This is a genomic window from Telluria sp. ZB4P37, from assembly GCF_059685855.1.
This window is the reverse complement of sequence record NZ_JCASID010000026.1, coordinates 1-26,267: the sequence shown is the minus strand read 5'-3', so window position 1 is coordinate 26,267 and position 26,267 is coordinate 1. Positions and strand designations below refer to the sequence as shown.

Genomic DNA, 26,267 nt, shown 5'->3' with positions numbered 1-26,267 from the left:
GGCTTCGCCGCTGTCCGACGTGAGCGCCAGGGTGGGCGCGGTGAGCGTGGTATCGAGCGTGAAGCTGAGCGATGCGTTCTTGCTGTTGCCCGCCTTGTCCGTATCGGTCACGCTGACAGTATGCTTGCCGTCGGCCAGCTTGCTGGCGTCGTAGCTGCTCACCACGGCGCCGTCCACCGTGATGACCCGGGTCGCATCGCTGTCGGCTGCGTTGAAAGTCAGGCCGGCATCGTTGGTCAGCTTGTCACCGGCTTCGCCGCTGTCCGACGTGAGCGCCAGGGTGGGCGCGGTGAGGGTGGTATCGAGGGTGAAGCTGAGCGATGCGTTCTTGCTGTTGCCCGCCTTGTCCGTATCGGTCACGCTGACGGTATGGTTGCCGTCGGTGAGCTTGCTGGCGTCGTAGCTGCTGACCACGGCGCCGTCGACCGTGATGACGCGGGTCGCATCGCTGTCGGCTGCGTTGAAAGTCAGGCCGGCATCGTTGGTCAGCTTGTCACCGGCTTCGCCGCTGTCCGACGCCAGGGCGACGGTGGGTGCGGTGAGCATCGTATCGAGCGTGAAGCTGAGCGATGCGTTCTTGCTGTTGCCCGCCTTGTCCGTATCGGTCACGCTGACAGTATGGTTGCCGTCGGCCAGCTTGCTGGCGTCGTAGCTGCTGACCACGGCGCCGTCGACCGTGATGACGCGGGTCGCATCGCTGTCGGCCGTGTTGAAAGTCAGGCCGGCATTGTTGGTCAGGCCGTCACCGGCTTCGCCGCTGTCCGACGTGAGCGCCAGGGTGGGCGCAGTGAGGGTGGTATCGAGCGTGAAGCTGAGCGATGCGTTCTTGCTGTTGCCCGCCTTGTCCGTATCGGTCACGCTGACAGTATGGTTGCCGTCGGTGAGCTTGCTGGCGTCGTAGCTGCTGACCACGGCGCCGTCGACCGTGATGACGCGGGTCGCATCGCTGTCGGCCGTGTTGAAACTCAGGCCGGCATCGTTGGTCAGCTTGTCGCCGGCTTCGCCGCTGTCCGACGTGAGCGCCAGGGTGGGCGCGGTGAGGGTGGTATCGAGCGTGAAGCTGAGCGACGCGCTCTTGCTGTTGCCCGCCTTGTCCGTATCGGTTACGCTGACGGTATGGTCGCCGTCGGCCAGCTTGCTGGCGTCGTAGCTGCTCACCACGGCGCCGTCGACCGTGATGACGCGGGTCGCATCGCTGTCGGCCGCGTTGAAAGTCAGGCCGGCATTGTTGGTCAGGCCGTCACCGGCTTCGCCGCTGTCCGAGGTGAGCGCCAGGGTGGGTGCGGTGAGGGTGGTATCGAGCGTGAAGCTGAGCGATGCGCTCTTGCTGTTGCCCGCCTTGTCCGTATCGGTCACGCTGACAGTATGGTTGCCGTCGGCCAGCTTGCTGGCGTCGTAGCTGCTCACCACGGCGCCGTCGACCGTGATGACCCGGGTCGCATCGCTGTCGGCTGCGTTGAAACTCAGGCCGGCATCGTTGGTCAGCTTGTCGCCGGCTTCGCCGCTGTCCGACGTGAGCGCCAGGGTGGGCGCGGTAAGCGTGGTATCGAGCGTGAAGCTGAGCGACGCGTTCTTGCTGTTGCCCGCCTTGTCCGTATCGGTCACGCTGACAGTATGCTCGCCGTCGGCCAGCTTGCTGGCGTCGTAGCTGCTCACCACGGCGCCGTCCACCGTGATGACCCGGGTCGCATCGCTGTCGGCCGTGTTGAAAGTCAGGCCGGCATTGTTGGTCAGCTTGTCACCGGCTTCGCCGCTGTCCGACGTGAGCGCCAGGGTGGGCGCGGTGAGCGTGGTATCGAGCGTGAAGCTGAGCGATGCGTTCTTGCTGTTGCCCGCCTTGTCCGTATCGGTCACGCTGACAGTATGCTTGCCGTCGGCCAGCTTGCTGGCGTCGTAGCTGCTCACCACGGCGCCGTCCACCGTGATGACCCGGGTTGCATCGCTGTCGGCCGTGTTGAAAGTCAGGCCGGCATTGTTGGTCAGGCCGTCACCGGCTTCGCCGCTGTCCGACGTGAGCGCCAGGGTGGGCGCGGTGAGCGTGGTATCGAGCGTGAAGCTGAGCGATGCGTTCTTGCTGTTGCCCGCCTTGTCCGTATCGGTCACGCTGACGGTATGGTTGCCGTCGGCCAGCTTGCTGGCGTCGTAGCTGCTCACCACGGCGCCGTCGACCGTGATGACGCGGGTCGCATCGCTGTCGGCCGCGTTGAAAGTCAGGCCGGCATCGTTGGTCAGCTTGTCGCCGGCTTCGCCGCTGTCCGACGCCAGGGCGACGGTGGGCGCGGTGAGCGTGGTATCGAGCGTGAAGCTGAGCGATGCGTTCTTGCTGTTGCCCGCCTTGTCCGTATCGGTCACGCTGACAGTATGGTTGCCGTCGGCCAGCTTGCTGGCGTCGTAGCTGCTGACCACGGCGCCATCGACCGTGATGACGCGGGTCGCATCGCTGTCGGCCGCGTTGAAAGTCAGGCCGGCATTGTTGGTCAGCTTGTCGCCGGCTTCGCCGCTGTCCGACGTGAGCGCCAGGGTGGGCGCGGTGAGGGTGGTATCGAGCGTGAAGCTGAGCGATGCGTTCTTGCTGTTGCCTGCCTTGTCCGTATCGGTCACGCTGACAGTATGGTTGCCGTCGGCCAGCTTGCTGGCGTCGTAGCTGCTCACCACGGCGCCGTCCACCGTGATGACCCGGGTTGCATCGCTGTCGGCCGTGTTGAAACTCAGGCCGGCATCGTTGGTCAGCTTGTCGCCGGCTTCGCCGCTGTCCGACGCCAGGGCGACGGTGGGCGCGGTGAGCGTGGTATCGAGCGTAAAGCTGAGCGATGCGTTCTTGCTGTTGCCTGCCTTGTCCGTATCGGTCACGCTGACAGTATGGTTGCCGTCGGCCAGCTTGCTGGCGTCGTAGCTGCTGACCACGGCGCCGTCGACCGTGATGACGCGGGTCGCATCGCTGTCGGCCGCGTTGAAAGTCAGGCCGGCATCGTTGGTCAGCTTGTCGCCGGCTTCGCCGCTGTCCGACGCCAGGGCGACGGTGGGTGCGGTGAGCATCGTATCGAGCGTGAAGCTGAGCGATGCGTTCTTGCTGTTGCCCGCCTTGTCCGTATCGGTCACGCTGACAGTATGCTCGCCGTCGGTGAGCTTGCTGGCGTCATAGCTGCTCACCACGGCGCCGTCGACCGTGATGACCCGGGTCGCATCGCTGTCGGCTGCGTTGAAAGTCAGGCCGGCATTGTTGGTCAGGCCGTCACCGGCTTCGCCGCTGTCCGACGCCAGGGCGACGGTGGGCGCGGTGAGCGTGGTATCGAGCGTAAAGCTGAGCGATGCGTTCTTGCTGTTGCCCGCCTTGTCCGTATCGGTCACGCTGACAGTATGCTCGCCGTCGGTGAGCTTGCTGGCGTCATAGCTGCTCACCACGGCGCCGTCCACCGTGATGACCCGGGTCGCATCGCTGTCGGCCGCGTTGAAAGTCAGGCCGGCATTGTTGGTCAGCTTGTCACCGGCTTCGCCGCTGTCCGACGTGAGCGCCAGGGTGGGCGCGGTGAGGGTGGTATCGAGCGTGAAGCTGAGCGATGCGTTCTTGCTGTTGCCTGCCTTGTCCGTATCGGTCACGCTGACAGTATGCTCGCCGTCGGCCAGCTTGCTGGCGTCATAGCTGCTGACCACGGCGCCATCGACCGTGATGACGCGGGTCGCATCGCTGTCGGCCGTGTTGAAACTCAGGCCGGCATCGTTGGTCAGCTTGTCGCCGGCTTCGCCGCTGTCCGACGTGAGCGCCACCGTAGGCGCGGTGAGGGTGGTATCGAGCGTGAAGCTGAGCGATGCGTTCTTGCTGTTGCCCGCCTTGTCCGTATCGGTCACGCTGACAGTATGCTTGCCGTCGGCCAGCTTGCTGGCGTCGTAGCTGCTGACCACGGCGCCGTCGACCGTGATGACGCGGGTCGCATCGCTGTCGGCCGTGTTGAAAGTCAGGCCGGCATCGTTGGTCAGCTTGTCACCGGCTTCGCCGCTGTCCGACGCCAGGGCGACGGTGGGTGCGGTGAGCATCGTATCGAGCGTGAAGCTGAGCGATGCGTTCTTGCTGTTGCCCGCCTTGTCCGTATCGGTCACGCTGACAGTATGCTCGCCATCGGCCAGCTTGCTGGCGTCGTAGCTGCTGACCACGGCGCCATCGACCGTGATGACCCGGGTCGCATCGCTGTCGGCCGTGTTGAAACTCAGGCCGGCATTGTTGGTCAGCTTGTCGCCGGCTTCGCCGCTGTCCGACGTGAGCGCCACCGTAGGCGCGGTGAGGGTGGTATCGAGCGTGAAGCTGAGCGATGCGTTCTTGCTGTTGCCCGCCTTGTCCGTATCGGTCACGCTGACAGTATGGTTGCCGTCGGTGAGCTTGCTGGCGTCGTAGCTGCTCACCACGGCGCCGTCCACCGTGATGACCCGGGTTGCATCGCTGTCGGCCGTGTTGAAACTCAGGCCGGCATCGTTGGTCAGCTTGTCGCCGGCTTCGCCGCTGTCCGACGCCAGGGCGACGGTGGGCGCGGTGAGCGTGGTATCGAGCGTAAAGCTGAGCGATGCGTTCTTGCTGTTGCCTGCCTTGTCCGTATCGGTCACGCTGACAGTATGGTTGCCGTCGGCCAGCTTGCTGGCGTCGTAGCTGCTGACCACGGCGCCGTCGACCGTGATGACGCGGGTCGCATCGCTGTCGGCCGCGTTGAAACTCAGGCCGGAATTGTTGGTCAGCTTGTCGCCGGCTTCGCCGCTGTCCGACGCCAGGGCGACGGTCGGCGTAGACAAGCTGGTATCGACAACGACATCTTGCGCCGGCGATGCAGGACTGCTGTTTCCGGCTGCATCGGTTGCACGCGCCGTGAAACTATAGCTACCGTCAGCCAAGGTCGATGATGTAAATGTATACACGCCACTGAGCGCTGCGGTCTGCACTGCAGTGCCGACAAATGTTCCATTTCTAAAGACCTCGACTGTCGAATCGGCTGCAGCCGTGATCGTGAGTACCGGATCCTTGTCGTTGGTGGTCGTATCAAGTGCTGATCCACTATTGTTAGTGAATCCGTTGATGCTTGGTGCGTTCGGTGCCGTCGTGTCTATCCTGACGCCTATCGTATTCGTGGTGGCCATATTTCCAGCAACATCTGTTGCGCGGGCACGGAACTGGTAGGTGCCGTCAGCCAGATTGGTCTGCAAGGCAAGCGTGCTGGCAAAAGCGCCACCATTGAGCGACGCTTCATAGACAATGCTGGAACCGGCCTCATTGCCACTTAACGACAAATCAAAGGACTTGTCGTTCGTGACGCCGTCACCGGTGGTACCTGAATCGTTCAGGTTGCTGAAACCAAGGGTGCCGGGCGTGGGCGCGACGTTGTCCAGGACAAAAGCTTGTGTGCGGGTAGCTCCTGCATTGCCGGCAGCGTCCTCGACCCTTACCTTGAGGGTATTGCTGCCTCCAAGGCTGACACCGGACAAGCTGAACGTGTTCTGTCCGACGCTATTGGTCGCAGATTTCCAGGTGACGCCATTGTCGACTGAGACCCGCACCACTTCACCTGCAACCGTATTGGCATTTAATGTGCCCGAGATGGTTTGCATTGCGGCGTTAGTAATAAAGTCGGTGGCGCTGGAACCTGTATCGTTACTAAAAACAATCGTGCTTACCGTTGTGCTCGGAGGGGTCTGGTCCGGTGCAAACGAATATTGATACGTACCCAGCAAAGGGCCTTTGTCTCCATCTCTCCAGAACTGGATCGACTTGCCAGCACCTGTTTGCAGCGTCACGGAAACCGAAAAGCTGCCGGTGCCTGCATTGTCGGTATAGACGATGTTTGCAGGCGCGACCTGGATTTTATTGCCGCCAGTGCCGTCGGTTGACACCCAGATCGTGGGGAAATTTGCATTGCCAGTGTTAGCTGTGAAGGTTCCAGTGATCGTTTGCGTTTGCTGGTCGGTGGTAATGGCGCTACCCGGGTCGTCGTCGTCTTGCAGCGTGATCGACGTGACGGAGGTCGCCGAATCCAGCACGCCTTCATACGCCGCAATGCTCATGGCCGCGGTTTCGATCGTCCCCGTGCTTGCCTCCAGCACCCAGTCGCCACCCACGGCAGCGCCGCCAGTCAGGTCGGTCGATGCGGCGACGTCGGCACCTGTGGCCGCCGCCAGGGCCGAGATAAATTGCTGGCCGACGGTACCGCTTGCCACGTCGCAGCCGTACAGCAGGACGTCGGCGCCGGCGCTCAGGTGGCTGCCAATGGCAGCGAGCTGAGTGCTGTAGTCGGCCAGGTTGGATGCGTTCAAGACCGTTGAACCGAGCACGACTTCCCCGGGCGTGCCGTGGGAAATGACATCCAGACTGGCGATGTCGGTGATGATGTCGATGGCTGCCACGATGCCGGTGTTAGCGGCCAGGAAATCATGAATTTGCTGCACACCATCCCGCTGAGGGTCGAGCACGACCACGGTGGCGTTGCCGGGCACGCCGGCAATAATCGTTTCGAAGTTGGCGACACTGGGATCGATAAACACAACGCGTGGCGTGAACAAACCCGTTACGCTATTGCTGGGGGCAATGACGTTGATCACGGCTGGGTTGTCAATGTTGCTGTCTAGCCAGTTTTGGATCTGCTGGAAGCGGGGCATGGCGCCATTTAGTAAAACGACGTTGAAAAGCGTAGCGTCGTAGCGCGCTGCAAGCGATGTGTAGTTGGAAATGTCGGTATCGATGAATACGGTACGTGCGGCAGCCATGATGGATCCCTTGTCAGTTTTGGAGTAGTTTTTCCTGAGCTACGAATACGCGGGAGCGGATCCGGCTTTCATCCCTATGTGCGCTTCGCCCATGCAGGCGCGAGCTGGGCAGCACTTTTTTATAAGTACATTCACAATCGAGACTATCGGTAGTGACTGTTGCTTACAATGGTACGAATGTCCTGACTTTCCTAGACACTTGTACTGGTCACGCCTTGGGATAAAGACGGCTACTGGCAGGAAGGGAGAGTCCGCGCATGCGGGCAGGCCGGCGCCATGTTTGCGTTGGTGTTGCTGTCGAGGGCAATAGACGGCGCGATCGCACCCTCGCGTTCTACGCACAGGAGGGCTACCAGCATGGTTTACGCCGGCACCTTCCCGGTGTGAGTCGCATGGTTTGCCGCTCGAGTGTCGATCAACCAGGAAGCAAGGCCGGGTGCCTGCCGTTCGATCGTCGGTGCGCCTGTCATGGAGGCGCCTCTGCCAAGCCAGTGAGGCACGGAGGGACGTGCCGCGTCGATACGGCCGGAGTCGGCATGTCGGCGAATGTCTGCGAGGGGTAGTTACATCCGGTCAGGGCGGTCATCCGGCCTGCCGCCGGATGGAATTCGCAAGGCCGCGCGACGATGGGATCGTTGAGCGCCCACCCTGCGTTGCGCCTGTTTACAGTGCCGCGTGCTTTGGCTGCTCGCGATGCCTGACGATGACGCGTTCGGTCCCGCCAAAATACGCCCCCAGCCTTTCCGCCATGTACACCGAGCGGTGCTGCCCGCCGGTGCAGCCCACCGCCACGGTCAGGTAGCTGCGGTTATCCGTCTTGAACGAGGGCAGCCACTTGGCGACGAAGTTCTTGATATCTTCCAGCATCTCGGTGGCGCTGGGTTGTGCGTCGAGGAAGGCGATGACCGGGGCGTCGCGGCCGGTGAGCGGGCGCAGCGCCAGGTCGTAATAGGGGTTCGGGATCGCGCGTACGTCGAACACGAAGTCGGCGTCCAGCGGCACGCCGACCTTGAACGCGAAGGATTCGAAGAACAGGGTCAGCGGCGCATGCTCGATGTCGGCCAGTTCCCGGATCCATTCGCGCAGCTTGTTCGCGGACAGTTCGGAGGTGTCGATCACGTGGCCGAGGTTTTCGATCGCCGACAGGCGCTCGCGTTCTTCGGCGATGCATTCGATCAGGGTGCGGCGCGAGGCCGGGTTTTCGCCGGGGCGGACCTGGTGCGACAGCGGGTGGCTGCGGCGGGTTTCGGAAAAGCGGGCCACCAGCGAGTGGGTGCTCGAGGTCAGGAACATCACCTTGAGGTTGTGGCCTTCTTCTTTCAGGTGGCGCACGCTCACCGGCAGTTCCACCAGCGATTCGGCGCTGCGGGCATCGACCGCGACGGCGATCTTGTCCGCGCCTTTTTCGCCGACAGCGTAGACCAGGGCCGGCAGCAGGGCCGGCGGCAGATTGTCGACGCAGTAGTAGCCTGCGTCTTCGAGGACATTCAGGGCAACCGATTTGCCTGAGCCCGAAATACCGGTAATGAGGACGATGTGCATGGGAAGGATGATACCGCAAGCGCCCCGTGCTTGTCCCCTGGTCCTATGCGGCCCGGGTCAGTCGCCCGTCATGGCCTGTCTTTGACGTTCCATGAACTCCTGCAGCGTATCGATCCCGCGCAATTGCAGGATCGTATTGCGCACGGCGGCCTCAAGCAGCACCGCGATGTTGCGGCCGGCGGCAACGGGAATCACGACCTTGCGCACCGGCAGGCCGAGCACGTCTTCGGTCGGGTGCTGGAAGGGCAGGCGTTCGACTTCCTCGTCGAGCGCGCCGCGTTTGACGAGATGAACAATCAGTTTCAGACGCATCTTGCGGCGCACCGCGGTCTCGCCGAAGATCGCCTTGATGTCCAGCAGGCCGAGGCCGCGCACTTCCAGCAGGTTCTGCAGCAGCGGCGGGCAGCGGCCTTCGATCATGTTTGGGGCGATGCGGGAGAATTCCACGGCATCGTCGGCCACCAGGCCGTGCGAACGCGAAATCAGTTCCAGGCCCAGCTCGCTCTTGCCCAGGCCGGAGTCACCCGTGATCAGGACGCCCACGCCGAGCACGTCCATGAACACGCCATGCATGATCACGCGCTGGGCCAGCTTCTTGGACAAATAGACGCGCAGGAAGTCGATGACCTGCGCCGCCGGCAGCGGGGTCGAGAACAGCGGGATGTTCTGGTCGTCGCAAATCGCCAGGATGTCGGGCGGGGTTTCCAGGCCTTGCGCGATGATCAGGGCCGGCGGGCCGCCGCCGATCAGCTCGCCGATCACGTGGGTGCGCGAGCTCGATTTCAGGCGGTGATAGTAGTTCAGTTCCTGGTGTCCAAAAACCTGGATCCTGCCCGGGTGGATCAGGTTCAGGTGGCCGACCTGGTCGGCGGCCGAGGCGGCGTCGCCCGCGATCTGCCGCTCGCCGCCAGGGAAGCCCGCGAACCAGCCGAGCTGGAGGCTGTCGCGGTTATCGTCGTACAGCCGTTGGATGGTCAGCGGGGTCTGCAGCATGGGCATGGGCATGGAGCGCGGCGAAATTGCCGCGAAGCTAGTGTAGCGTAACTAGAGAAGCTTGACCCGGGCTCTTAGCCCATTGCCTGCAGGCTGGGTTGCCAATTGATGATGCGCTCATGGACCGATTTCGGGTCCGGGTCGGTGGCCAGCGCGGTGCGCATGGCTTCGTCCGAGAACAGCTCGGCGATTTCCGACAGGATCTCGAGGTGCTGCTGGGTGACGTGGTCCGGAATCAGGAGGAAGAACAGCAGGCTGACCGGCTGGCCGTCCGGCGATTCGAACGGAATCGGTTCGACCAGGCGCACGAAGGCGGCCAGTGGCGACTTCAGGCTCTTGGAGCCCTTGATGCGGCCATGCGGCACGGCCACGCCATGGCCGAGGCCAGTGGAGCCGAGACGCTCGCGCGCGAACAGGTTGTCCGACACGGTCGAACGCGCGATGCCGCAGTTGTTTTCGAAGATCAAGCCGGCCTGCTCGAACGCGCGCTTCTTGCTGGACACTTCCAGGTCCAGCTGCACATTCTCGAGCGAGAGGATTTTGCTAAGGTTCGTCATAACTAGTGTGCGGTTGCACAGGTAGGTGCTTGCGAGGCGGAATTATAGGCCTGTTTCATGGCAGCGGCATGCGATTTCGTATCTGTGCAGGCATCCGGTGGATAACGTGGGGATGGACCCGCAAAAATACAGGCTCAGGCGACGATATTCCCTCACAACGAAACGCAACTTCCGGAGTGAAATTGGCAGGAAAGCCTGGCAAACAGGGGCTGCGCGCCCCTTGCGCCGATTTTTATCGTCCCGCGCCAAGATCTTGGGCGAACCACGGCCTTTGGTGTTTTGACATCAGGACAACAGAATGGTTGTGGCCGAAAACGCACAGCCGGCGCGGCGGCCGTGCGTTGCCCCTGCTTATTGACGGGCCGTGCGCAAATTCCCCGGCATGCCGGTGCTGAAATTGGCGCGCCAGGGATTAATGTCGAGGCCGCCACGGCGCGTATAGCGCGCATACACCGCCAGCTTGGAAGGCTTGCACTGGCGCAACACGTCCATGAAGATGCGCTCAACACATTGTTCGTGGAATTCGTTGTGCTCACGGAAGCCGATCAGGTAGCGCAGCAGGCCTTCCTGTTCGATCTGTGGACCGACGTAATGGATCTGCACGCTGCCCCAGTCCGGCTGGCCGGTCACCAGGCAGTTCGACTTGAGCAGGTGCGATACCAGGGTCTCTTCGACCTGGCCATTGAGCTGGTTCGCGCTCAAGAGCTGGGGCGCCGGCACGTACTGGTCGATCTCCAGGTCGAGGCGGTCGAGCAGGGTGCCTTCCAGCTCGCCCATCCTGAGCGTGCCGAAGGCGTCCGGCGTCGTGATCTTCACATGCACCGGCGACCCGAAGGCGGCGGACAGGTCCTGGCGCAGCAGTTCGGCCAGGGCGTCCGTGCCGGCCACGCGGGTCTGGTTGAACGAGTTCAAATACAGCTTGAAGGACTTCGATTCGACGATGTTGGGCGAGTCGCTCGGCGCCGTGATGGTGGCGATCGCCACCTGCGGCTTGCCGCGCATGTTCAGCCACGACAGCTCGTAGGCGTTCCAGATGTCGACGCCGAAGAAGGGCAGGGTGCCCGAGCTTGCGGTCAGGCCCAGCTCTTCGCGCTTCTGCGCGCGCGGGATCGGGAACAGGAGTTCGGGTGCGTACTGGCTTTGGTATGCGGAGGATTTGCCGAGGGGGGACTGGTCAGGAGTATTCATAGGAAACTGGATGCTTGTGGCACCCCGTAGGGTGGGCAAGTTTCTTGCCCACGCGTTCAACGAAAGATTGCGTGCCACAGTGGGGGTAACACTGCGGTGCGAAATTGGGCCCGGCCTGCGCCGGGGCGACGGTGTTCAGGCTGACGAATTACACAGCCTGACAGGCCTGCACATAGGAAGCCGGTCAGGCTCACACGCCCAAAAACAGCTTATACACCGGATTGGCACTCTCGTCCCAATACCGGTACCCGAGCGTCGCCAGGAACTGTCGGAACTCGTCCATCTCCGCGCTCGGCACCTGCAGGCCAACCAGGATGCGGCCGACGTCGCCGCCCTGGTTCCGGTAGTGGAACAGCGAGATATTCCAGTTCGGCGCCATGCTGTCGAGAAAGCGCATGAGCGCACCCGGGCGTTCGGGGAATTCGAAACGATACAGCAATTCGTCCTGTGCCAGCGCGCTTTTTCCGCCCACCAGGTGGCGGATGTGCAGCTTGGCCAGTTCGTCACCGGTCAGGTCGAGGGTGCGGAAATCGTGTTCCTCGAAGGTTCGCGCCAGCAGCCCGGATTCGCTGCGGCTGCCCACCTGAACGCCGACGAAAATATGCGCCTCGCGCGCATCGCTGATGCGGTAGTTGAACTCCGTGACGTTGCGCGGCCCGACCAGCGCGCAGAAGCGCCGGAAGCTGCCGCGCTGCTCCGGAATCGTCACGGCGAACACGGCCTCGCGCGACTCGCCCAGCTCCGCGCGTTCGGCGACAAAACGCAGGCGGTCGAAGTTCATGTTGGCGCCGCAAGCAATCGCCACCAGCGTCTCGGCCTTGACCGGATGGCGGCTCATTTGCGAGCGTTCGACATAGGCCTTGGCGCCGGCCACGGCTAGCGCTCCGGCCGGCTCGAGGATGCTGCGCGTGTCCTGGAACACGTCCTGGATCGCGGCGCAGATCGCATCGGTGTCGACAATGATGATCTCGTCCACCACCAGCCTGGCAACGCGGAAGGTCTCTTCGCCCACCAGGCGCACCGCGGTGCCGTCCGAGAACAGGCCGACGTCGGTGAGCGTGACGCGCTGGCCGGCCTTCAGGCTGCGCGCCATCGCATCCGAATCGATGGTCTGCACGCCGATGATGCGGATGTCCGGGCGCACCGCTTTCACGTACGCGCCGACGCCGGAAATCAGGCCGCCGCCGCCGATCGCCACGAAAATCGCATGGATCGGCCCCGAGTGCTGGCGCAGGATCTCCATGCCGATCGTGCCCTGGCCGGCGATCACGTCGGGGTCGTCGAACGGGTGGACAAAGGTCAGGCGCTGCTCTTTTTCCAGCAGCAGCGCGTGGTTGTAGGCGTCGGTGTACGAATCGCCATGCAGCACCACTTCGACATTGGCCGCGCCGCGCGACTTGACCGCGTCGATCTTCACCTGCGGGGTGGTGGTCGGCATCACGATCAGGGCGCGGCAGCCCAGGCGCGCGGCCGACAGCGCCACGCCCTGCGCGTGATTGCCGGCCGAGGCGCAGATCACGCCGCGCTTCAACTGCTCCTGCGTGAGGTTGGCCATCTTGTTGTAGGCCCCGCGCAGCTTGAAGCTGAACACGCTCTGCATGTCTTCGCGCTTGAAGTAGATGCGGTTGTTCAAGCGCTGCGACAGCACGGGCGCGTAGTCCAGCGGGGTTTCTTGGGCGACGTCGTAGACGCGCGCGGTCAGGATTTTCTTGAGGTAGTCGGTAGTCATGGTCGGCAATCGGTTGTTGCTACCAGGTGGGATGGCTGGCGGTCCGGACGACGCACACTGTTCTGCCAGCAGGGGTGACCGAGGCGCGCAGGTACGATACGGCGCCCTGGATGGCAGGCCCGGCGTATCGTGTCGTTACGATAAGTGATCCTCATTATAATGGACCCATGACTTACTCGTTCAAGCGCCTTCGCCCGCCCCCCGCCACCCGATGATCGAATCCGCCGTCCTCTGGCTGCTGAAAGTCCTGGCCGCGCCGGCCGTCGGGCTGAGCTCCGTCTTCATCATCGCATTTGTCTCCGCCACCTTGCTGCCGCTCGGCTCCGAACCGGCGGTATTCGCGGTCGTCAAGGCGAACCCGGCGATGTTCTGGCCGGCGATTTTCGTGGCCACCGTCGGCAACACGCTGGGCGGGGCGGTCGACTATTTCGTCGGCTACCGCGCCAAGGTCGCCTTCGCCAAGGACCGCCAGAGCCGCTGGTTCGGCTGGCTCAAGAAATACGGCGCCAAGACCATGCTGCTGTCCTGGGTGCCGGGCGTGGGCGACCCGCTATGCACCCTGGCCGGCTGGCTGCACCTGCCGTTCTGGCCGAGCGTGATGTACATGGCGATCGGGAAGTTCGGGCGCTACGTGAGCATGACGGCGGTGCTGCTCTACATCCCGGACGGCTTCTGGAAAAGCGTCGGCGACCTGCTGGGGCGCTGGTTCGGATAAACGCCCATAGCACGCGAGGCCGAGAGAATTGGTGAGCAAGCGCCGCCGTGCTCTGGCTATACTGGGCGCACATGTCCAGCCTCCCTTCACGTCCTGTCGACTTCTCGCTGCCTGCGGACCGCCGCCTGGCCGGTCTAGCCGCCACGCTGCTGGTCCATGCGGCCCTGGTGATCGGCTGGCAGATGGCGCGCATGGCGCCGCCGCCGCAGGCCGATGACGAACAGTCCGTGATCCAGTGGCTGCGCCTGCCGGCGCCGGCGCCGCGCATCGAGGCCGCGCCGCCGCAGGCAGCGCCGCCTGCAGGTCCCACGCCTGCAGCTGCCAACCATCGCAGCGCGACTGCGGTCTCGCAGGCGCCGCGTCAGGCAGCCGCGCCGGAACCGGCAATCCAGGCCGAGCCGAACGCCCCCGTGCCCGCCGCGGACGCCCCACCCGCGGCCAGCGCCAGCACCATCCTGGAAGTGGCCCGCCGCAGCGTCGGCAGCATCGACCGCGCACTGCGCAAGGAAAACCTGCCCACCATCGTGCTGCCGCCGGACAGCCCGCAGCTGCGCATGCGCGAGGGCATGGAGCTGGCCCATGCGCTGGCGCCGCCCAAGCTGTGGGAAGCGCCCAAGGTCGAGGAGCTGGTGAACAACACCGGCGACGGCGCGCGCCGCACCCGCGTCATCACCGGAAACGGCGCCTATTGCCTCACCGAGAGGTCGCCCGTCACCAATGTCGAGATGATCGAAATGCACGGCAAGCAGCGCTTCACCAGCTGCCCGAAGCATGAGACCCCCGCCAGGAAGCAGGTGTGGCGCACCGCGCGTGATTAAGCGTAGGCCATGCTTATCCCAGCGCGGCCAGCCCGAAGCTGCCCAGCGCGCTGAACAGGACCGTCCACACAAGGATGCCCGCTGCCAGCAGCGCCAATGACAAGGCCCGCGGCAGGCCGATCGCACCTGCCAGGCCTGCCGAGAACACGGGACCGATCAGCAGTGGACCGAGCAGGCCGATGGCCCATGGTCCCTTGGCAGCCAGCCAGGCCGACATGCGGCCGCTCCTGGTGGTCTCGCCTTTGCGCCAGAACATCAAACGCCGCACGCCGTTCCCGAGGAACATGGCGGCCACAGCGCCGACGAAGGCGCCGCTCGAGGCGGCCATGATCAGGAGGACAGGGTGCAGCTTCAGGTGGAAACCCAGGGGGATCGCCGCCCATAATTCAATGATGGCCAACGCGAATACACCGGCAAAATGTTCGATCATGCTCTTCTCCATTCACAGCTTGTTGTTCATACGAGATGTTGTGGATGGAATGGTAGGCTGTGGGTGCGCAGGGCAGGTCCCGCATGCGACGATGCACGGGATGCGTGGCACCAGCCACGGACACCAGGCGGAAATCGCGTCGTGTTAAGTCTTCGATAAGATTAAGCGGATACATTGGCCGCATTGCAGACCAGAATGATTCTGGTGGCTGCGTCCTTCCATGGCGACCATGATTCCGACGATACGCCCTGCTGGCCGGGTCCAGCGCATCCTCACGCTCACCAAAGCCGGCGCGTCTGCTTTGCTCCTGCTGCTGGTCATGTATGCCGTCCTGGCCGCCCTGCCGAAACCGATGTTCGCCTATCGCGCGGTCTACCAGAACTACCACGTGTGGTCGGACCGGCCGATCCCCGCCGAGATCACCGGGGTGCTGGACGACGTGACCAGGCGCCTGCGCACCTCGGTCCTGCACGACCGCGGCACCCCGGTCGAGATCTTCTTCTGCAACGAGCCCTGGCGCTTGTGGCTCTACGGCCGGCACTTCAGCACGCGGATCGGCGGGGCGGCGGACGTCTGGCTCACCCGCCAGGTGTTCATCCGCGCCTCGGATATTGGCGCGAACCGGATCCACCCGCCGGGGCGCGGTCCGATTGCCGATGCCGCGCAGCGCCCGCTGTCCTACTTTATCGCGCACGAGATCACTCACAGCGACGTGTCGCGCAGCTTCGGGCGCACCGTCATGCTGCGTTATCCGGAGTGGCTGCTCGAGGGCTATGCCGACTACGTGGGCAAGGCGGGGGATTTCGATTTCGACGACAACCGCGCGCTGTTCCGCGCGGGCGCACGCGAGCTCGATCGCGACAGGAGTGGCCTCTATCGAGGCTTCCACCTGAAGGTCGCCTACCTGCTCGACAAGAAGGGCTGGACGCTGCAGCAGGTCTTCGCGCAGACGCCCGGGGATGCCGAGCTCGATGCCTGGCTACGGGCGCCGCAGTGATCCTGGCCCAGGCGCGCCTTATGCAATATGCTATTCCTCCCCGCCATGCAAACGAATGATGCACTGCAGCCATTTTTTGCAAAGATAATTTGCATTTACCGTTGGGTATTGGCATTTTCTTGCGTGGGCTGTGGTCATTTTCTTACCCCTTGCCAGCGTGGTGCAGCGCAATAAGCTAGAATGAACGTCCTTCGGGCCCGTCCGAGCTGTTGAGTCGATTCCATGAATGCCCCCGCACAACTGCATACCCTGCTTGCCGACAGCGCCCCCGCGCGCCTGCGCGAGATCCCGTACAACTACACCTCGTTTTCCGATCGCGAAATCGTGATCCGCCTGCTGGGTGAGTCGTCGTGGCGGCTGCTCGACGAGCTGCGCGGGGCGCGCCAGACCGGGCGTTCGGCGCGCATGCTGTACGAGGTGCTGGGCGATATCTGGGTCGTGCGCCGCAATCCGTATTTGCAGGACGACCTGCTGGACAACCCGAAGCGCCGCCAGAAGCTGATCGACGCGCTGCACCACCGCCTGGGTGAAGTCGACAAGCGCCGCTTGACGGTGGATGCCGCGGGCGAAGGCGAGCTTGACGCCGCGGCCAGCCGCAATGCCGCCGTAGAACAGCTGCTGGGCGCAGCGCGCGCTGCGGTCGATGCCTTCGGCCTGGAGTTCCGCGAGATGTACGACCTGCGCAAGCGCGCCCTGCGCGTGCTCGGCGCCTATACCGACAAGCGCAACATCCGCTTCGACGGCATGCACCGCATCTCGCACGTCACCGATGCCACCGACTGGCGCGTCGAATATCCCTTCCTGGTCCTGGTGCCTGATTCGGAAGAAGAAATGGCGGGCCTGGTCAAGGGCTGCATCGAGCTGGGCCTGACCATCATCCCGCGCGGCGGCGGCACCGGTTACACCGGCGGCGCCATTCCGCTCACGCCGATGTCGGCCGTGATCAACACCGAAAAGCTGGTGAAGCTGGGTGAAGTAGAAATCACCCGGCTGCCCGGCGTGGACCGCGACTACGCGACCATCCACAGCTTCGCCGGCGTGGTCACCCAGCGCGTCTCGCAGGCCGCCGAAAAGGCCGGCTTCGTGTTCGCGGTCGACCCGACCTCGGCCCATGCATCGTGCATCGGCGGGAACATCGCCATGAACGCGGGCGGCAAGAAGGCCGTGTTGTGGGGCACGGCGCTGGACAACCTGGCCTCGTGGCGCATGGTCGACCCGAACGGCGACTGGCTGGAAGTCACGCGCATGGACCACAACCTGTCGAAGATCCACGACGCTCCGGTGGCGACCTTCAAGCTCGAATGGACCCATCCGGCCGCGCGCGGCGCGGCAAGGGGCGCGCCCTTCCGCACCGAGACCTTGACGATCGAGGGCAAGCGCTTCCGCAAGGAAGGCCTGGGCAAGGACGTCACCGACAAATTCCTGTCCGGCCTGCCGGGCATCCAGAAAGAGGGCACCGATGGCCTGATCACGTCGGCGCGCTGGATCCTGCACAAGATGCCGAAGTTCACCCGCACCGTGGCGCTGGAATTCTTCGGCCAGGCACGCGATGCGATTCCGTCGATCGTCGAGATCAAGGATTACCTCGACGGCCTGCCGAAGAACGGCGACCCGGCCTTTGCGACCCTGCGCCTGGCCGGCCTGGAGCACCTGGATGAGCGCTACCTGCGCGCGGTCGGCTATGCCACCAAGTCCAAGCGCGGCGTGCTGCCGAAAATGGCGCTGTTCGGCGACATCGTCGGCGACGACGAGAATGCGGTGGCGATTGCGGCCTCGGAAGTGGTGCGCATAGCGAACACCCGCGTCGGCGAAGGTTTTGTTGCCGTCAGCCCTGAGGCACGCAAGAAGTTCTGGCTGGATCGCGCCCGCACCGCAGCCATCGCGCGCCACACCAACGCCTTCAAGATCAATGAAGACGTGGTGATCCCATTGAACCGCATGGGCGAGTACACCGACGGCATCGAACGCATCAACGTCGAGCTGTCGATCAAGAACAAGCTGCAGCTGGCAGGCGAGCTGCTGGCCTATCTCTCGAACGAGCACCTGCCGATCGAGAAGAGCGACGACGCTTCCGGCGACGCGATCGGCCGCGAGGAAATCCTGGGCGACCGCCCGCAGCAGGCGATCGTGCTGATGGAGCTGGTAGCCGCGCGCTGGAGCTTCATCCTGGCCAACCTCGATGCACCGCTTGGCGACGTGCGCGGCAAGCTGGACGAACTCGGGCTGGGTAAGCTGTCGTCGCTGCTCGACGCGCGCATCGGCACCCAGCCCAGCGCCACCCTGTTCGACGTGGTGCAGGACCACACCATCCGCGTCTCCTGGAAACAGGACGTGCGCGCGCCGCTGCGCCAGATCTTCAACGGCGCGGCCTACAAGTGCATCCTCGACGAGAGCACGGCAATCCACAAGCGCGTGCTGCGCTCGCGCGTGTTCGTGGCGCTGCACATGCACGCCGGCGACGGCAACGTGCACACCAATTTGCCGGTGAACTCGGACGACTACGCGATGCTGCAGGACGCCCACAAGGCCGTCGAGCGCATCATGAAACTGGCCCGCTCGCTGGACGGCGTGATCTCGGGCGAGCACGGCATCGGCATCACCAAGCTCGAGTTCCTGCACGACGAAGAAATCCAGGAATTCCGCGACTACAAACTGCGGGTCGATCCGGAAGGACGCTTCAACAAGGGCAAGCTGCTCAATCTGGAGGGCGCCCACGCCGACCTGCGCAACGCCTACACGCCGTCCTTCGGCCTGATGGGCCACGAATCGCTGATCATGCAGCAAAGCGATATCGGCGAGATCGCCAACAGCATCAAGGATTGCCTGCGCTGCGGGAAGTGCAAACCGGTCTGCACCACCCATGTACCGGAGGCGAACCTGCTGTATTCGCCGCGCGACAAGATCCTCGCCACCTCGGCCCTGATCGAAGCCTTCCTGTACGAAGAACAGACCCGCCGCGGCATCTCCATCCGCCACTGGGAAGAATTCGAAGACGTTGCCGACCACTGCACCGTGTGCCACAAATGCGTGACGCCATGCCCGGTCGACATCGACTTCGGCGACGTCTCGATGAACATGCGTAATCTGCTGCGCAAGATGGACAAGCGCAGCTTCAAGCCGGCCAACCGCGCCGCCATGTTCTTCCTGAACGCGACCGACCCGACCACCATCAACGCCACCCGCAAGGTGATGATCGACTGGGGCTACAAGGCCCAGCGCATGGGCAACCAGCTGCTGCGCGGCTTCGCCAAGCCGCAGGTGGAGGCGCCGCCCCCGACCACCGGCAAGGCGCCGGTTCGCGAGCAGGTGATCCACTTCATCAACAAGAAAATGCCGGGCAACCTGCCGAAGAAGACCGCGCGTGCGCTGCTCGACATCGAGGACGACAAGGTGATCCCGATCATCCGCAACCCGAAGAAGACCACGGCCGATACCGAAGCCGTGTTCTACTTCCCGGGCTGCGGCTCCGAGCGCCTGTTCTCGCAGGTGGGCCTGGCGACCCAGGCGATGCTGTGGGAAACCGGCGTGCAGACGGTGCTGCCACCGGGCTACCTGTGCTGCGGCTACCCCCAGCGCGGCGCCGGCCAGTACGACAAGGCCGACAAGATGATGACGGATAACCGCGTGCTGTTCCACCGCATGGCCAACACGCTGAACTACCTCGACATCAAGACGGTCCTGGTCTCGTGCGGCACCTGCTACGATCAATTGGCGACCTACGAGTTCGACAAGATCTTCCCCGGCTGCCGCATCATGGACATCCACGAATACCTGCTCGAAAAGGGCGTGAAGCTCGAAGGTGTCTCCGGTACCCGCTACATGTACCACGACCCCTGCCACACGCCGATGAAGATGCAGGATTCGCTCAAGACGGTGAATGCGCTGGTGACGACGTTTGATGACGTCAAGATCGAGAAGAACGACCGCTGCTGCGGCGAGTCCGGCACCTTCGCCGTGAGCCGTCCGGACATCGCCACCCAGGTCCGCTCGCGCAAGCAGGGCGAAATGGAGAAGGGCGCCGACAAGCTGCGCGCCGACGGCTTCGAAGGCGAAGTAAAAATCCTGACCAGCTGCCCGTCCTGCCTGCAGGGCCTGTCGCGCTACAACGCCGATTCCGGTACCACTGCCGACTACATTGTGGTGGAGATGGCGCGTCACCTGCTGGGCGAGAACTGGCTGCCCGACTACGTCGCGCGCGCCAATAACGGCGGCATCGAAAGGGTGCTGGTATGACCGCCGTGGCCATGCGCGAAGCTGGTTGCGAACTGTGCGAGCTGGCCGCGCCCGTGGCCTGGGCCGGCCCCAAGTTCAGCCTCATCATCGTCGACGACGCGAATTACCCCGGCTTTTGCCGCGTCATCTGGCGCGAGCACGTTCGCGAGATGAGCGACCTGGCCGAAGAAGACCGCCTGCTGCTGAACGAGGCCGTGCACCAGCTCGAGCTGGCCGTACGCGAAGTCATGCGCCCGCTGAAGGTGAATGTCGCGAGCCTGGGCAACGTGGTGCCTCATCTTCACTGGCACGTCATTCCGCGCTACGCCGACGACGCCCATTTCCCGGCGCCGGTCTGGGCCCCGGTGGCCCGCCAGACCGATGAATCGATATTGGCCGCGCGCCGCGCGCGGCTGCCGGAACTCGCCAGCGCCATCGCCCGTCGTTTCAACCAATAAGAGGAGTCGCCATGCCCAATCCACTTGATCTGACCGTACGCCAGAAATCGCGCGTCCTCGACATCTCCTTCGACGATGGCAGCGCCTTCTCGATTCCATTCGAACTGATGCGCGTGTACTCGCCCTCAGCCGAAGTGAAGGGCCATGGCCCCGGCCAGGAAGTGCTCCAGCTGGGCAAGCGCGAGGTCGGCATGCTGGGCCTGGAGCCGGTCGGGAACTACGCCGTCAAACCCGAGTTCGACGACGGCCACGCCAGCGGCATTTTTACCTGGGATTATCTGTACAAGCTGGGCAGCGAGCAGGCTGCGCTGTGGCAGGCCTACCTGGATCGCCTGCATGCAGCAGGCTTCAAGGGCGACAGCGGCCGCGAACCGGGCACCGTCCTGCCGGGCGCAGCCTCCGCACCGAAGTCGGGGTGTGGACACAGCCACTAACCGTCGTATCGAAGAACTGCGCCCGCGCGCGCTCCAGGCTGGTCTTGAGCAGCACCTCGGCCGTATAGGCCCGGGGCAGGGTAGCCACCGAGCGCACCAGGTAGCCCAGCGCATCGAACCCGGTCGAGCTGCACCGTGTCGCCGGTGGCACGCACGCGTTCGCGCAGGCCGGCGGGCATGGTGCGTTCCAGCTTGGCCCGGGCGCTCGCAATGGCCGGTGCGGCGCGGCCGAGCCCCAGCTTGCCCGCCGCCGGCAGGCCCACCGACAAGGCCAGCGCTTCGTCGTCGGAGAACATCATCGGCGGCAGCTTGAAGCCGGCCACCAGCGCATAACCGCCCGCGCGTCCGCGTTCGGCAACGACGGGAATCCCCATCTCTTCCAGCGTGGTGATGTAGCGCCGCACGGTGCGCGTGTCCACTTCCAGCCGTGCGGCGATCCCGGCGCCGCTGATCTGCCCATGGGCCTGCAGCAGCTCGAGCACCGCCAGCACGCGCGTCGCTGCTTTGGTCATCGCATTGTTTTCAAAGAATCAGGGCCGATTTTGTCTATGGTGCGGTGGCGGCGCTGCGTGCGCATGGCTGGCCGCACACCCCCGCGCGGGACTGGCGGCGGCGCGCCCGGTCGGCGCGATGCTGATTGGCGCGGCCTTAGCTGACGGTCCTGCACGGCTGGTCATAAGGCAGAAAACCTTCGGCCCAAAACAAAGAGCACATCCGGGGATGTGCTCTTTTGCGTGCGTTGCCCGCCAGGCGGGCCGCGTCCTTAAGCTTGCGGCTGGATGTTCGATGCCTGCTTGCCTTTTGGACCGGTGGTGACTTCGAAGGTCACACGCTGGTTCTCAGCCAGCGACTTGAAGCCGCTTGCGTTGATTGCCGAGAAGTGCGCAAACAGGTCTTCACCGCCGCCATCAGGGGTGATGAAACCGAAACCTTTTGCATCATTGAACCACTTTACGATACCAGTCGCCATGTTATTTCTCTCTTGTAGGTTTATCTGTATTGTTCGCCCTGCCAGCGAACCTTCGGACTTTCAGACCAGTGGCGCGCTCAACATTGCAAACTTGATTATAGAGAGAATCTGTTAAAACGGAAGCAAGATTTTTGAATTGTGCGCACCGTCAGCTAAATGCCACAGCCGCCACCCCATGCGGCTGTGTTCGCTCTTAGAACGAGAACGGTACCCGTACCGTCAGCGAGACATCCGGCGTGTCGCGCGTCACGCCCGCGCCCACTGCGACGTTGAGCGAACGTTTCTCGTTGAGGCGGTAGGAATAGCCCAGCAGCAGGGTGCCGAGCTGGGTGCGCACCGAGCCGGGCACCGTGTTGCCGTTCTGTTTCATGCGGCCCACGGTACTGTGGTCATAGCCCAGGCTGAGCGAAGCCTTGTCGTTCAGCGCCAGGCCCATGCCGAAGTTGAAGCCGATGATGCCGCCCGGCGCCAGTTCGCCCAGCGGCTCGCGCTCGCCGTTGCGCACCAGGCGGGTGACGCCGCTGCGCTTGAAATTGTGCAGGTAGCTGATGTTGCCGAAGAAGACGGCCGGGTCGGACGGGAACAGCCAGGTCAGGCTGCCCTGAAGCGTGTGGAAACCCGAGCCGGTCGGAAGGCTCAAGGGCAGGCCGGTGCCGGTCACGTTGTCGCCGATGCAGCGCGTCTGGCAATCGGTCACGACCTCGAAGGGGCTGCGGCCGGTGGTCGACTTGTAGCGCAGGCCGCCGATATAGTAGGGCTTGTCGGGGCCGCCGTTGTTGAGCTGGTAGCGGCCCGCGACCTCGACGTCGCCGATGGCCTTGCCGCTGGTTTCGAACACGCGCTCGACCGCCGTGCCGGTGAAGATCTCGCGGCTCACGGTGGCATCGGAACGGTACACATACGGCAGCTTGACCTCGACTTCCATCCGGTTGTTCAGGCCAGTACGGGCGGTAAGCGCGCCGGTGAAGGTGTTGCGCTTGACCTCGCGCACGTCCACCAGGCCGATCAGCAGGGCCGGGATCACGGTATAGCCGACCAGCGCGACACGGTTGCTCGACGAATAGCCGAACTGCACCGATGGCTCCAGGATGTACTTGCCGCGCGGCGTGAGCACGCCCGGTGCTTCGAACAGCGGCGCCACTTCGGGCGGGCGGCCGTCGCGCGGCGAGCGGGTCGGGTTGCTCTGAGCCTGCGCCTGGGCTTGGTTCGGGGCGCCTGCCGCCGGTTGGGAAGGTGCCTGGCCGCCGATCGGGCCGGGAGTGGACGGCGGCGGATTGGTCGGCATGTTCTGCGGCAGCGTCGCCGGCACCACGCCGTTCTGGCCGCCGGTGCCGCGCTGCTCGGACAGCAGGACGTCGTCCGCGCGTGGCGGCAGGCCCAAGGTATCGGCCATGGCCCGCTCCGGAGCGGCACGGCGCTCCTCGATGCGCTCGATCTTGACCTGCTGGGCCTGCAGTTCGCGCATCAGCTTGTTGACCAGTTCGCGCTGCGCCGCCAGTTCGGCCTTCAGTGTGGCCATTTCCTTGCTTTGATCAGTGTCGGCAGCAGGGGGCTGCTGGGCGTGCGAGACCGGGGCAAGCAGCATGGCGGCCAGCCCGGCGGCGCCCAGGCGCGCGGCGTGAATGTGCATCCGTTTCTCCATCGGCTAGGTTATCGATATTGCAATATTACAGGCTTCCAGCCGAGCGCACGACTGCATCACGAATGGTTGAGTGAAAATTCAGGTCCTTGATCAGCGCCATGCTGTTGACGGTCGAGGTGATCGTCGTATGGGCGCGAATGGTCTGGTCGTTCAGGCTGTTCTGGATCAGGGTGGCGCCGTTGGGCAGGCCGAGGTCGCCGGCCGCGAAATTGTTGCCGCCGAGCTGGATCAGCTGGGAGCTGCCGAGCGCTGCCCTGGCCTGCAGCAGCTGGCCGGCGTTCATGGTTGCCATGTCGGCGATTGCCACATTGGTGCGCGACAGTACTTCGCCATTGACCGAGACGACGCGCTCGATCCCGAGCGACAGGTTGAGGCCGCCTGGGAGGTTGAAGCCGCCGCGCTGCTGGTCGAGGGTGTCGGCATCGACCGCTTTCCAGTCGTCGACCGGGGCGCCCGCCTGGGCCAGGGCCGCGCCGCAGGCTCCTGCCAGCAGCGTGGCCAGCATGGCCCGGCATGCATGTGTGAGCCATTGCATGGTGAATCCTTTTTTAAAAGTCGCCAGGGCCGAATTTCGGCAAACTCTGGCTGTACTGTTCCTGGTTGATGCCATTGCCCAGCGGCGCACGCGGGGCGGCGCGCCAGTCGTCGGCGCCATTGAAGGCAACCTTGCCGGGGAATTTGTGCACCACGAACAGCAGCTTGTTGGCCCACAGCTCGTGGAAACGCTCGCGCGTGACCGAACGGGTGCCGCTGGACGGGTCGCCGAGCAGGATGCGGCCGTCTTCGGCCCCCTTGATCACGACAAAGTGGTTGTAGCCGCGATCGGTAATGAGCACGATCGCCGGCAGTTTGGCTTCGAGCAGCTTGTCCAGCGGCTGCTGGAAGCCGTCGCCGACGAAGCCGCGCGTGGCCAGGAAGCGTTTCATGTCGAGCATGGAAAAGCCCTGCTGGCGGATCTTGGCCTGGTCGCCGCTGGCGAACATCTGTTCGAAGACGACTTTTTCCGTGACCGGGGTGCCGTAGTGGTAGGTCAGCAGGGTGGCCAGTGCGGCCGAGCCGCATGAAAAATCGAATTGCTGGCGGGTGGTGTTGCGGAACTTGATTTCCTTGAGGCTGGTGACCGGCACCGTGACGCGGCTTCCGACGGCCAGCTCGAGTGCCGAGGCCTGGCAGCCGGACGCCAGCAACAGGCCGCACAGGGCGGCGCTGATGGCGAGATGCTTGTTCATGGCTTCATGTTTATTGCAGACGCAGGTTGATGGTGGTGGCGCTCTGGATCAGCACGTTCGAGCCGCTGTTCTGGATCACGACCGGCAAGCCCTGCGAATTCGCGAACGAACCACTGTCGATGACATTGTTGCCGCTAACGGTGTTGATGGCCGTGTTGTTGCCGACCGTACCGCCAAGCACGGATTCGGTGTGCACGGTGTCGTCCTTGCCGGTGGTGCCGGCCAGGCGTTCGCTTGCTGCTGCATTGCCCCAGGCGTCGACGCTGCTGCGTGCTGCAGGAGCGACATTGACCTCGGACAGGAAACTGACCTTGACCGGCAGCTTCTCCGGATCGGCGGCCTGGACCGCCAGCGGGAGCGCGACAAGCGCAGCCAGCACATATCGGTTCACAGGTTTCATGAGTTCTCCTTTTGAAAACCACCGCGCGGCAGGTGCCGCGCGGTGGTTGTTACTGCATTACTGCATACCGCGCTTGCCGCAAGGCTTATTGGCCAGCGGCGCCCGAGGAACCGACTGCCAGGTTCGACTGGACGTTGACGCTCTGCTGGATCAGCGACGAAAAGCCGTTGTTCTGGCTGATCACCGAGACGCCTGCCGCCGACTGGGCAATGTTCGACATCGAGTTCGACATATCGAAGGCGCCGGTGCTCACGGTCTGGCTGCCGCCATTGCCGCCGGTGCCCGAGCCGCCTGCGCCGCCCATGCCTTCACCGCCGGTGTTGGTGCCGCCCGCACCGCCCGCACCTGCCGTGGTCGAGCCGCCTGCGCCGCCCGCGCCGCCCATGCCGCCGGTTGCCGCGCCCGAAGTATTGGCGCCGTTCGAAGCGTCGCCATTGGTGGCAGTGCCGCCTGCGCCGCCGGCGCCGGCCATATTCGAGGCCGAGCCGCTTGCCGCGCCTGCTGCGCCTGCGCCGCCAGCCGCGCCTGCGCCGCCGGTCGACGTTCCCGAAGCGCCTGCGCCGCCAGTCGAGGTGCCGGCTGCGCCTGCACCGCCTGCGCCGCCTTCACCACCGGTGCCCGAGGCGCCTGCGCCGCCGGTCGAAGTCAGGGCTGCACCTGCGCCGGCAGTGCCGCCGGTCGATGCGCCACCTGCCGCACCGGCGCCGCCGGTGTTCGAAGCCGTTGCGCCTGCGCCGCCTGCTGCGCCTGCGCCGCCCATCGAATTACCCGCGGTGTTCGTGTTGGCGCCGCTCGTTGCAGTGCCGGCAGTGCTGGTGCCGCCGGTCGAGGTGGCTGCGCCGCTGGCGCCGCCGGTGGTGCCATCCGAGCCAGGCATGCCGCCCGCGCCCGAGGTGGCGCCGGTGTCGCCGTTCGATGCGCCGCCCGCGTTGGCGCCGTTCGATGCGGTCAGGGTCGAGCCCGACGACATGCCGCCTGCACCGCCCATGCCGCCGGCGCCGCCGGTGGCCATGCCGGTACGGCCGCCTGCGCCGCCTTCGCCCGCATTCACGTTACCGTTGCTGCCGCCGTTGCCGCCGGCCAGCGTACCGGTGCCGCCGCCCATGCCGCCGTTGGCCGCGCCGCCTGCGCCGCCTGCAGCGCCACGGCCGCCGGTGGCATCCGAACGGCCGCCCGCACCGCCGGTAGCCACTGCACGGCCGCCGTCACCGCCCC

At 64.4% G+C, this 26,267-nt stretch carries 19 protein-coding genes and 1 pseudogene; 6 read left to right on the top strand and 14 right to left on the bottom strand.

Going from position 1 to position 26,267, the window contains the following annotated elements:
• The 6 genes from AC56K1_RS22720 to ilvA all read right to left on the bottom strand — a co-directional run.
• Positions 1–6,516 (bottom strand): Ig-like domain-containing protein (locus tag AC56K1_RS22720; protein ID WP_497160044.1); only part of this gene is annotated, 6,516 nt, incomplete at its 3' end.
• A gap of 885 nt (positions 6,517–7,401) precedes the next feature.
• Positions 7,402–8,280, bottom strand: coding sequence for an RNase adapter RapZ (rapZ, locus tag AC56K1_RS22715; RefSeq protein WP_497160043.1), 879 nt, complete (start codon positions 8,278–8,280; stop codon positions 7,402–7,404).
• Between the two features lie 57 nt (positions 8,281–8,337).
• Positions 8,338–9,273 (bottom strand): HPr(Ser) kinase/phosphatase, encoded by a 936-nt coding sequence (gene hprK / locus AC56K1_RS22710; protein ID WP_489874437.1) that lies wholly within the window; start codon positions 9,271–9,273, stop codon positions 8,338–8,340.
• 74 nt (positions 9,274–9,347) lie between these two features.
• A complete protein-coding gene (locus tag AC56K1_RS22705) occupies positions 9,348–9,830 on the bottom strand; it encodes a PTS sugar transporter subunit IIA (protein WP_489874358.1) in 483 nt (160 codons plus the stop codon).
• Positions 9,831–10,181: 351 nt separating this feature from the next.
• The gene (queF, locus tag AC56K1_RS22700; RefSeq protein WP_497160042.1) at positions 10,182–11,018 is read right to left on the bottom strand and encodes an NADPH-dependent 7-cyano-7-deazaguanine reductase QueF; all 837 of its coding nucleotides are present in this window, start codon (positions 11,016–11,018) and stop codon (positions 10,182–10,184) included.
• Positions 11,019–11,208: 190 nt separating this feature from the next.
• The gene (ilvA, locus tag AC56K1_RS22695; protein ID WP_497160041.1) at positions 11,209–12,747 is read right to left on the bottom strand and encodes a threonine ammonia-lyase, biosynthetic; all 1,539 of its coding nucleotides are present in this window, start codon (positions 12,745–12,747) and stop codon (positions 11,209–11,211) included.
• 211 nt (positions 12,748–12,958) lie between these two features.
• On the opposite strand from ilvA, the gene AC56K1_RS22690 reads away from it, so the two are divergent.
• Positions 12,959–13,462 carry a YqaA family protein gene (locus tag AC56K1_RS22690; protein ID WP_497160040.1) on the top strand — a complete coding sequence of 168 codons (504 nt, stop codon included), beginning with the start codon at positions 12,959–12,961 and terminating at the stop codon, positions 13,460–13,462.
• A gap of 71 nt (positions 13,463–13,533) precedes the next feature.
• Entirely contained in the window at positions 13,534–14,280 is a 747-nt protein-coding gene (locus AC56K1_RS22685; protein ID WP_497160039.1) for a hypothetical protein, read from the top strand.
• 13 nt (positions 14,281–14,293) lie between these two features.
• Here AC56K1_RS22685 and AC56K1_RS22680 read toward each other — a convergent pair whose 3' ends face one another.
• Positions 14,294–14,710 carry a hypothetical protein gene (locus AC56K1_RS22680; RefSeq protein ID WP_497160038.1) on the bottom strand — a complete coding sequence of 139 codons (417 nt, stop codon included), beginning with the start codon at positions 14,708–14,710 and terminating at the stop codon, positions 14,294–14,296.
• Positions 14,711–14,939: 229 nt separating this feature from the next.
• On the opposite strand from AC56K1_RS22680, the gene AC56K1_RS22675 reads away from it, so the two are divergent.
• From AC56K1_RS22675 to AC56K1_RS22660, 4 genes are all read left to right on the top strand, one after another.
• Positions 14,940–15,707, top strand: coding sequence for a hypothetical protein (locus tag AC56K1_RS22675; RefSeq protein WP_497160037.1), 768 nt, complete (start codon positions 14,940–14,942; stop codon positions 15,705–15,707).
• A gap of 222 nt (positions 15,708–15,929) precedes the next feature.
• Positions 15,930–19,940, top strand: a complete 4,011-nt coding sequence (locus AC56K1_RS22670; RefSeq protein ID WP_497160036.1) for a DUF3683 domain-containing protein — start codon at positions 15,930–15,932, stop codon at positions 19,938–19,940.
• Positions 19,937–20,377, top strand: a complete 441-nt coding sequence (locus AC56K1_RS22665) for an HIT family protein (protein ID WP_497160035.1) — start codon at positions 19,937–19,939, stop codon at positions 20,375–20,377. Before AC56K1_RS22670 ends, AC56K1_RS22665 begins: the two co-directional genes overlap by 4 nt.
• 11 nt (positions 20,378–20,388) lie before the next feature.
• Complete coding sequence (locus AC56K1_RS22660) at positions 20,389–20,811, top strand: gamma-butyrobetaine hydroxylase family protein (RefSeq protein ID WP_497160034.1); 423 nt, start codon at positions 20,389–20,391, stop codon at positions 20,809–20,811.
• Here AC56K1_RS22660 and AC56K1_RS22655 read toward each other — a convergent pair.
• The 7 genes and pseudogenes from AC56K1_RS22655 to AC56K1_RS22625 all read right to left on the bottom strand — a co-directional run.
• On the bottom strand, positions 20,808–21,323 hold the full coding sequence (locus AC56K1_RS22655; protein ID WP_497160033.1) for a helix-turn-helix transcriptional regulator: 516 nt from the start codon (positions 21,321–21,323) through the stop codon (positions 20,808–20,810). The two genes, AC56K1_RS22660 and AC56K1_RS22655, sit on opposite strands and share 4 nt — an antisense overlap.
• Before the next feature lie 251 nt (positions 21,324–21,574).
• Positions 21,575–21,781 carry a cold-shock protein gene (locus tag AC56K1_RS22650; RefSeq protein WP_497130879.1) on the bottom strand — a complete coding sequence of 69 codons (207 nt, stop codon included), beginning with the start codon at positions 21,779–21,781 and terminating at the stop codon, positions 21,575–21,577.
• Between the two features lie 193 nt (positions 21,782–21,974).
• Positions 21,975–23,411, bottom strand: a complete 1,437-nt coding sequence (locus AC56K1_RS22645) for a coiled-coil domain-containing protein (RefSeq protein WP_497160032.1) — start codon at positions 23,409–23,411, stop codon at positions 21,975–21,977.
• A 37-nt stretch (positions 23,412–23,448) separates the two neighbouring features.
• Positions 23,449–23,958 carry a hypothetical protein gene (locus AC56K1_RS22640; RefSeq protein ID WP_497160031.1) on the bottom strand — a complete coding sequence of 170 codons (510 nt, stop codon included), beginning with the start codon at positions 23,956–23,958 and terminating at the stop codon, positions 23,449–23,451.
• A gap of 13 nt (positions 23,959–23,971) precedes the next feature.
• The gene (locus tag AC56K1_RS22635; protein ID WP_497160030.1) at positions 23,972–24,652 is read right to left on the bottom strand and encodes a C39 family peptidase; all 681 of its coding nucleotides are present in this window, start codon (positions 24,650–24,652) and stop codon (positions 23,972–23,974) included.
• 10 nt (positions 24,653–24,662) lie between these two features.
• Positions 24,663–25,052 (bottom strand): hypothetical protein, encoded by a 390-nt coding sequence (locus AC56K1_RS22630; RefSeq protein ID WP_497160029.1) that lies wholly within the window; start codon positions 25,050–25,052, stop codon positions 24,663–24,665.
• A gap of 85 nt (positions 25,053–25,137) precedes the next feature.
• Positions 25,138–26,267: pseudogene (locus AC56K1_RS22625) on the bottom strand (hypothetical protein); the annotation flags it as partial.

Bases quoted from the DNA above. Each gene is read 5' to 3' on its own strand.
- AC56K1_RS22655 (WP_497160033.1), bottom strand. From the start codon at position 21,323: ATGACCAAAGCAGCGACGCGCGTGCTGGCGGTGCTCGAGCTGCTGCAG.
- AC56K1_RS22685 (WP_497160039.1), top strand. From the start codon at position 13,534: ATGTCCAGCCTCCCTTCACGTCCTGTCGACTTCTCGCTGCCTGCGGAC.
- AC56K1_RS22705 (WP_489874358.1), bottom strand. From the start codon at position 9,830: ATGACGAACCTTAGCAAAATCCTCTCGCTCGAGAATGTGCAGCTGGAC.
- AC56K1_RS22640 (WP_497160031.1), bottom strand. From the start codon at position 23,958: ATGCAATGGCTCACACATGCATGCCGGGCCATGCTGGCCACGCTGCTG.
- hprK (WP_489874437.1), bottom strand. From the start codon at position 9,273: ATGCTGCAGACCCCGCTGACCATCCAACGGCTGTACGACGATAACCGC.
- AC56K1_RS22690 (WP_497160040.1), top strand. From the start codon at position 12,959: ATGATCGAATCCGCCGTCCTCTGGCTGCTGAAAGTCCTGGCCGCGCCG.
- AC56K1_RS22630 (WP_497160029.1), bottom strand. From the start codon at position 25,052: ATGAAACCTGTGAACCGATATGTGCTGGCTGCGCTTGTCGCGCTCCCG.
- AC56K1_RS22670 (WP_497160036.1), top strand. From the start codon at position 15,930: ATGAATGCCCCCGCACAACTGCATACCCTGCTTGCCGACAGCGCCCCC.
- AC56K1_RS22675 (WP_497160037.1), top strand. From the start codon at position 14,940: ATGATTCCGACGATACGCCCTGCTGGCCGGGTCCAGCGCATCCTCACG.
- AC56K1_RS22660 (WP_497160034.1), top strand. From the start codon at position 20,389: ATGCCCAATCCACTTGATCTGACCGTACGCCAGAAATCGCGCGTCCTC.
- AC56K1_RS22635 (WP_497160030.1), bottom strand. From the start codon at position 24,652: ATGAACAAGCATCTCGCCATCAGCGCCGCCCTGTGCGGCCTGTTGCTG.
- AC56K1_RS22680 (WP_497160038.1), bottom strand. From the start codon at position 14,710: ATGATCGAACATTTTGCCGGTGTATTCGCGTTGGCCATCATTGAATTA.
- AC56K1_RS22665 (WP_497160035.1), top strand. From the start codon at position 19,937: ATGACCGCCGTGGCCATGCGCGAAGCTGGTTGCGAACTGTGCGAGCTG.
- AC56K1_RS22650 (WP_497130879.1), bottom strand. From the start codon at position 21,781: ATGGCGACTGGTATCGTAAAGTGGTTCAATGATGCAAAAGGTTTCGGT.
- rapZ (WP_497160043.1), bottom strand. From the start codon at position 8,280: ATGCACATCGTCCTCATTACCGGTATTTCGGGCTCAGGCAAATCGGTT.
- queF (WP_497160042.1), bottom strand. From the start codon at position 11,018: ATGAATACTCCTGACCAGTCCCCCCTCGGCAAATCCTCCGCATACCAA.
- ilvA (WP_497160041.1), bottom strand. From the start codon at position 12,747: ATGACTACCGACTACCTCAAGAAAATCCTGACCGCGCGCGTCTACGAC.
- AC56K1_RS22645 (WP_497160032.1), bottom strand. From the start codon at position 23,411: ATGCACATTCACGCCGCGCGCCTGGGCGCCGCCGGGCTGGCCGCCATG.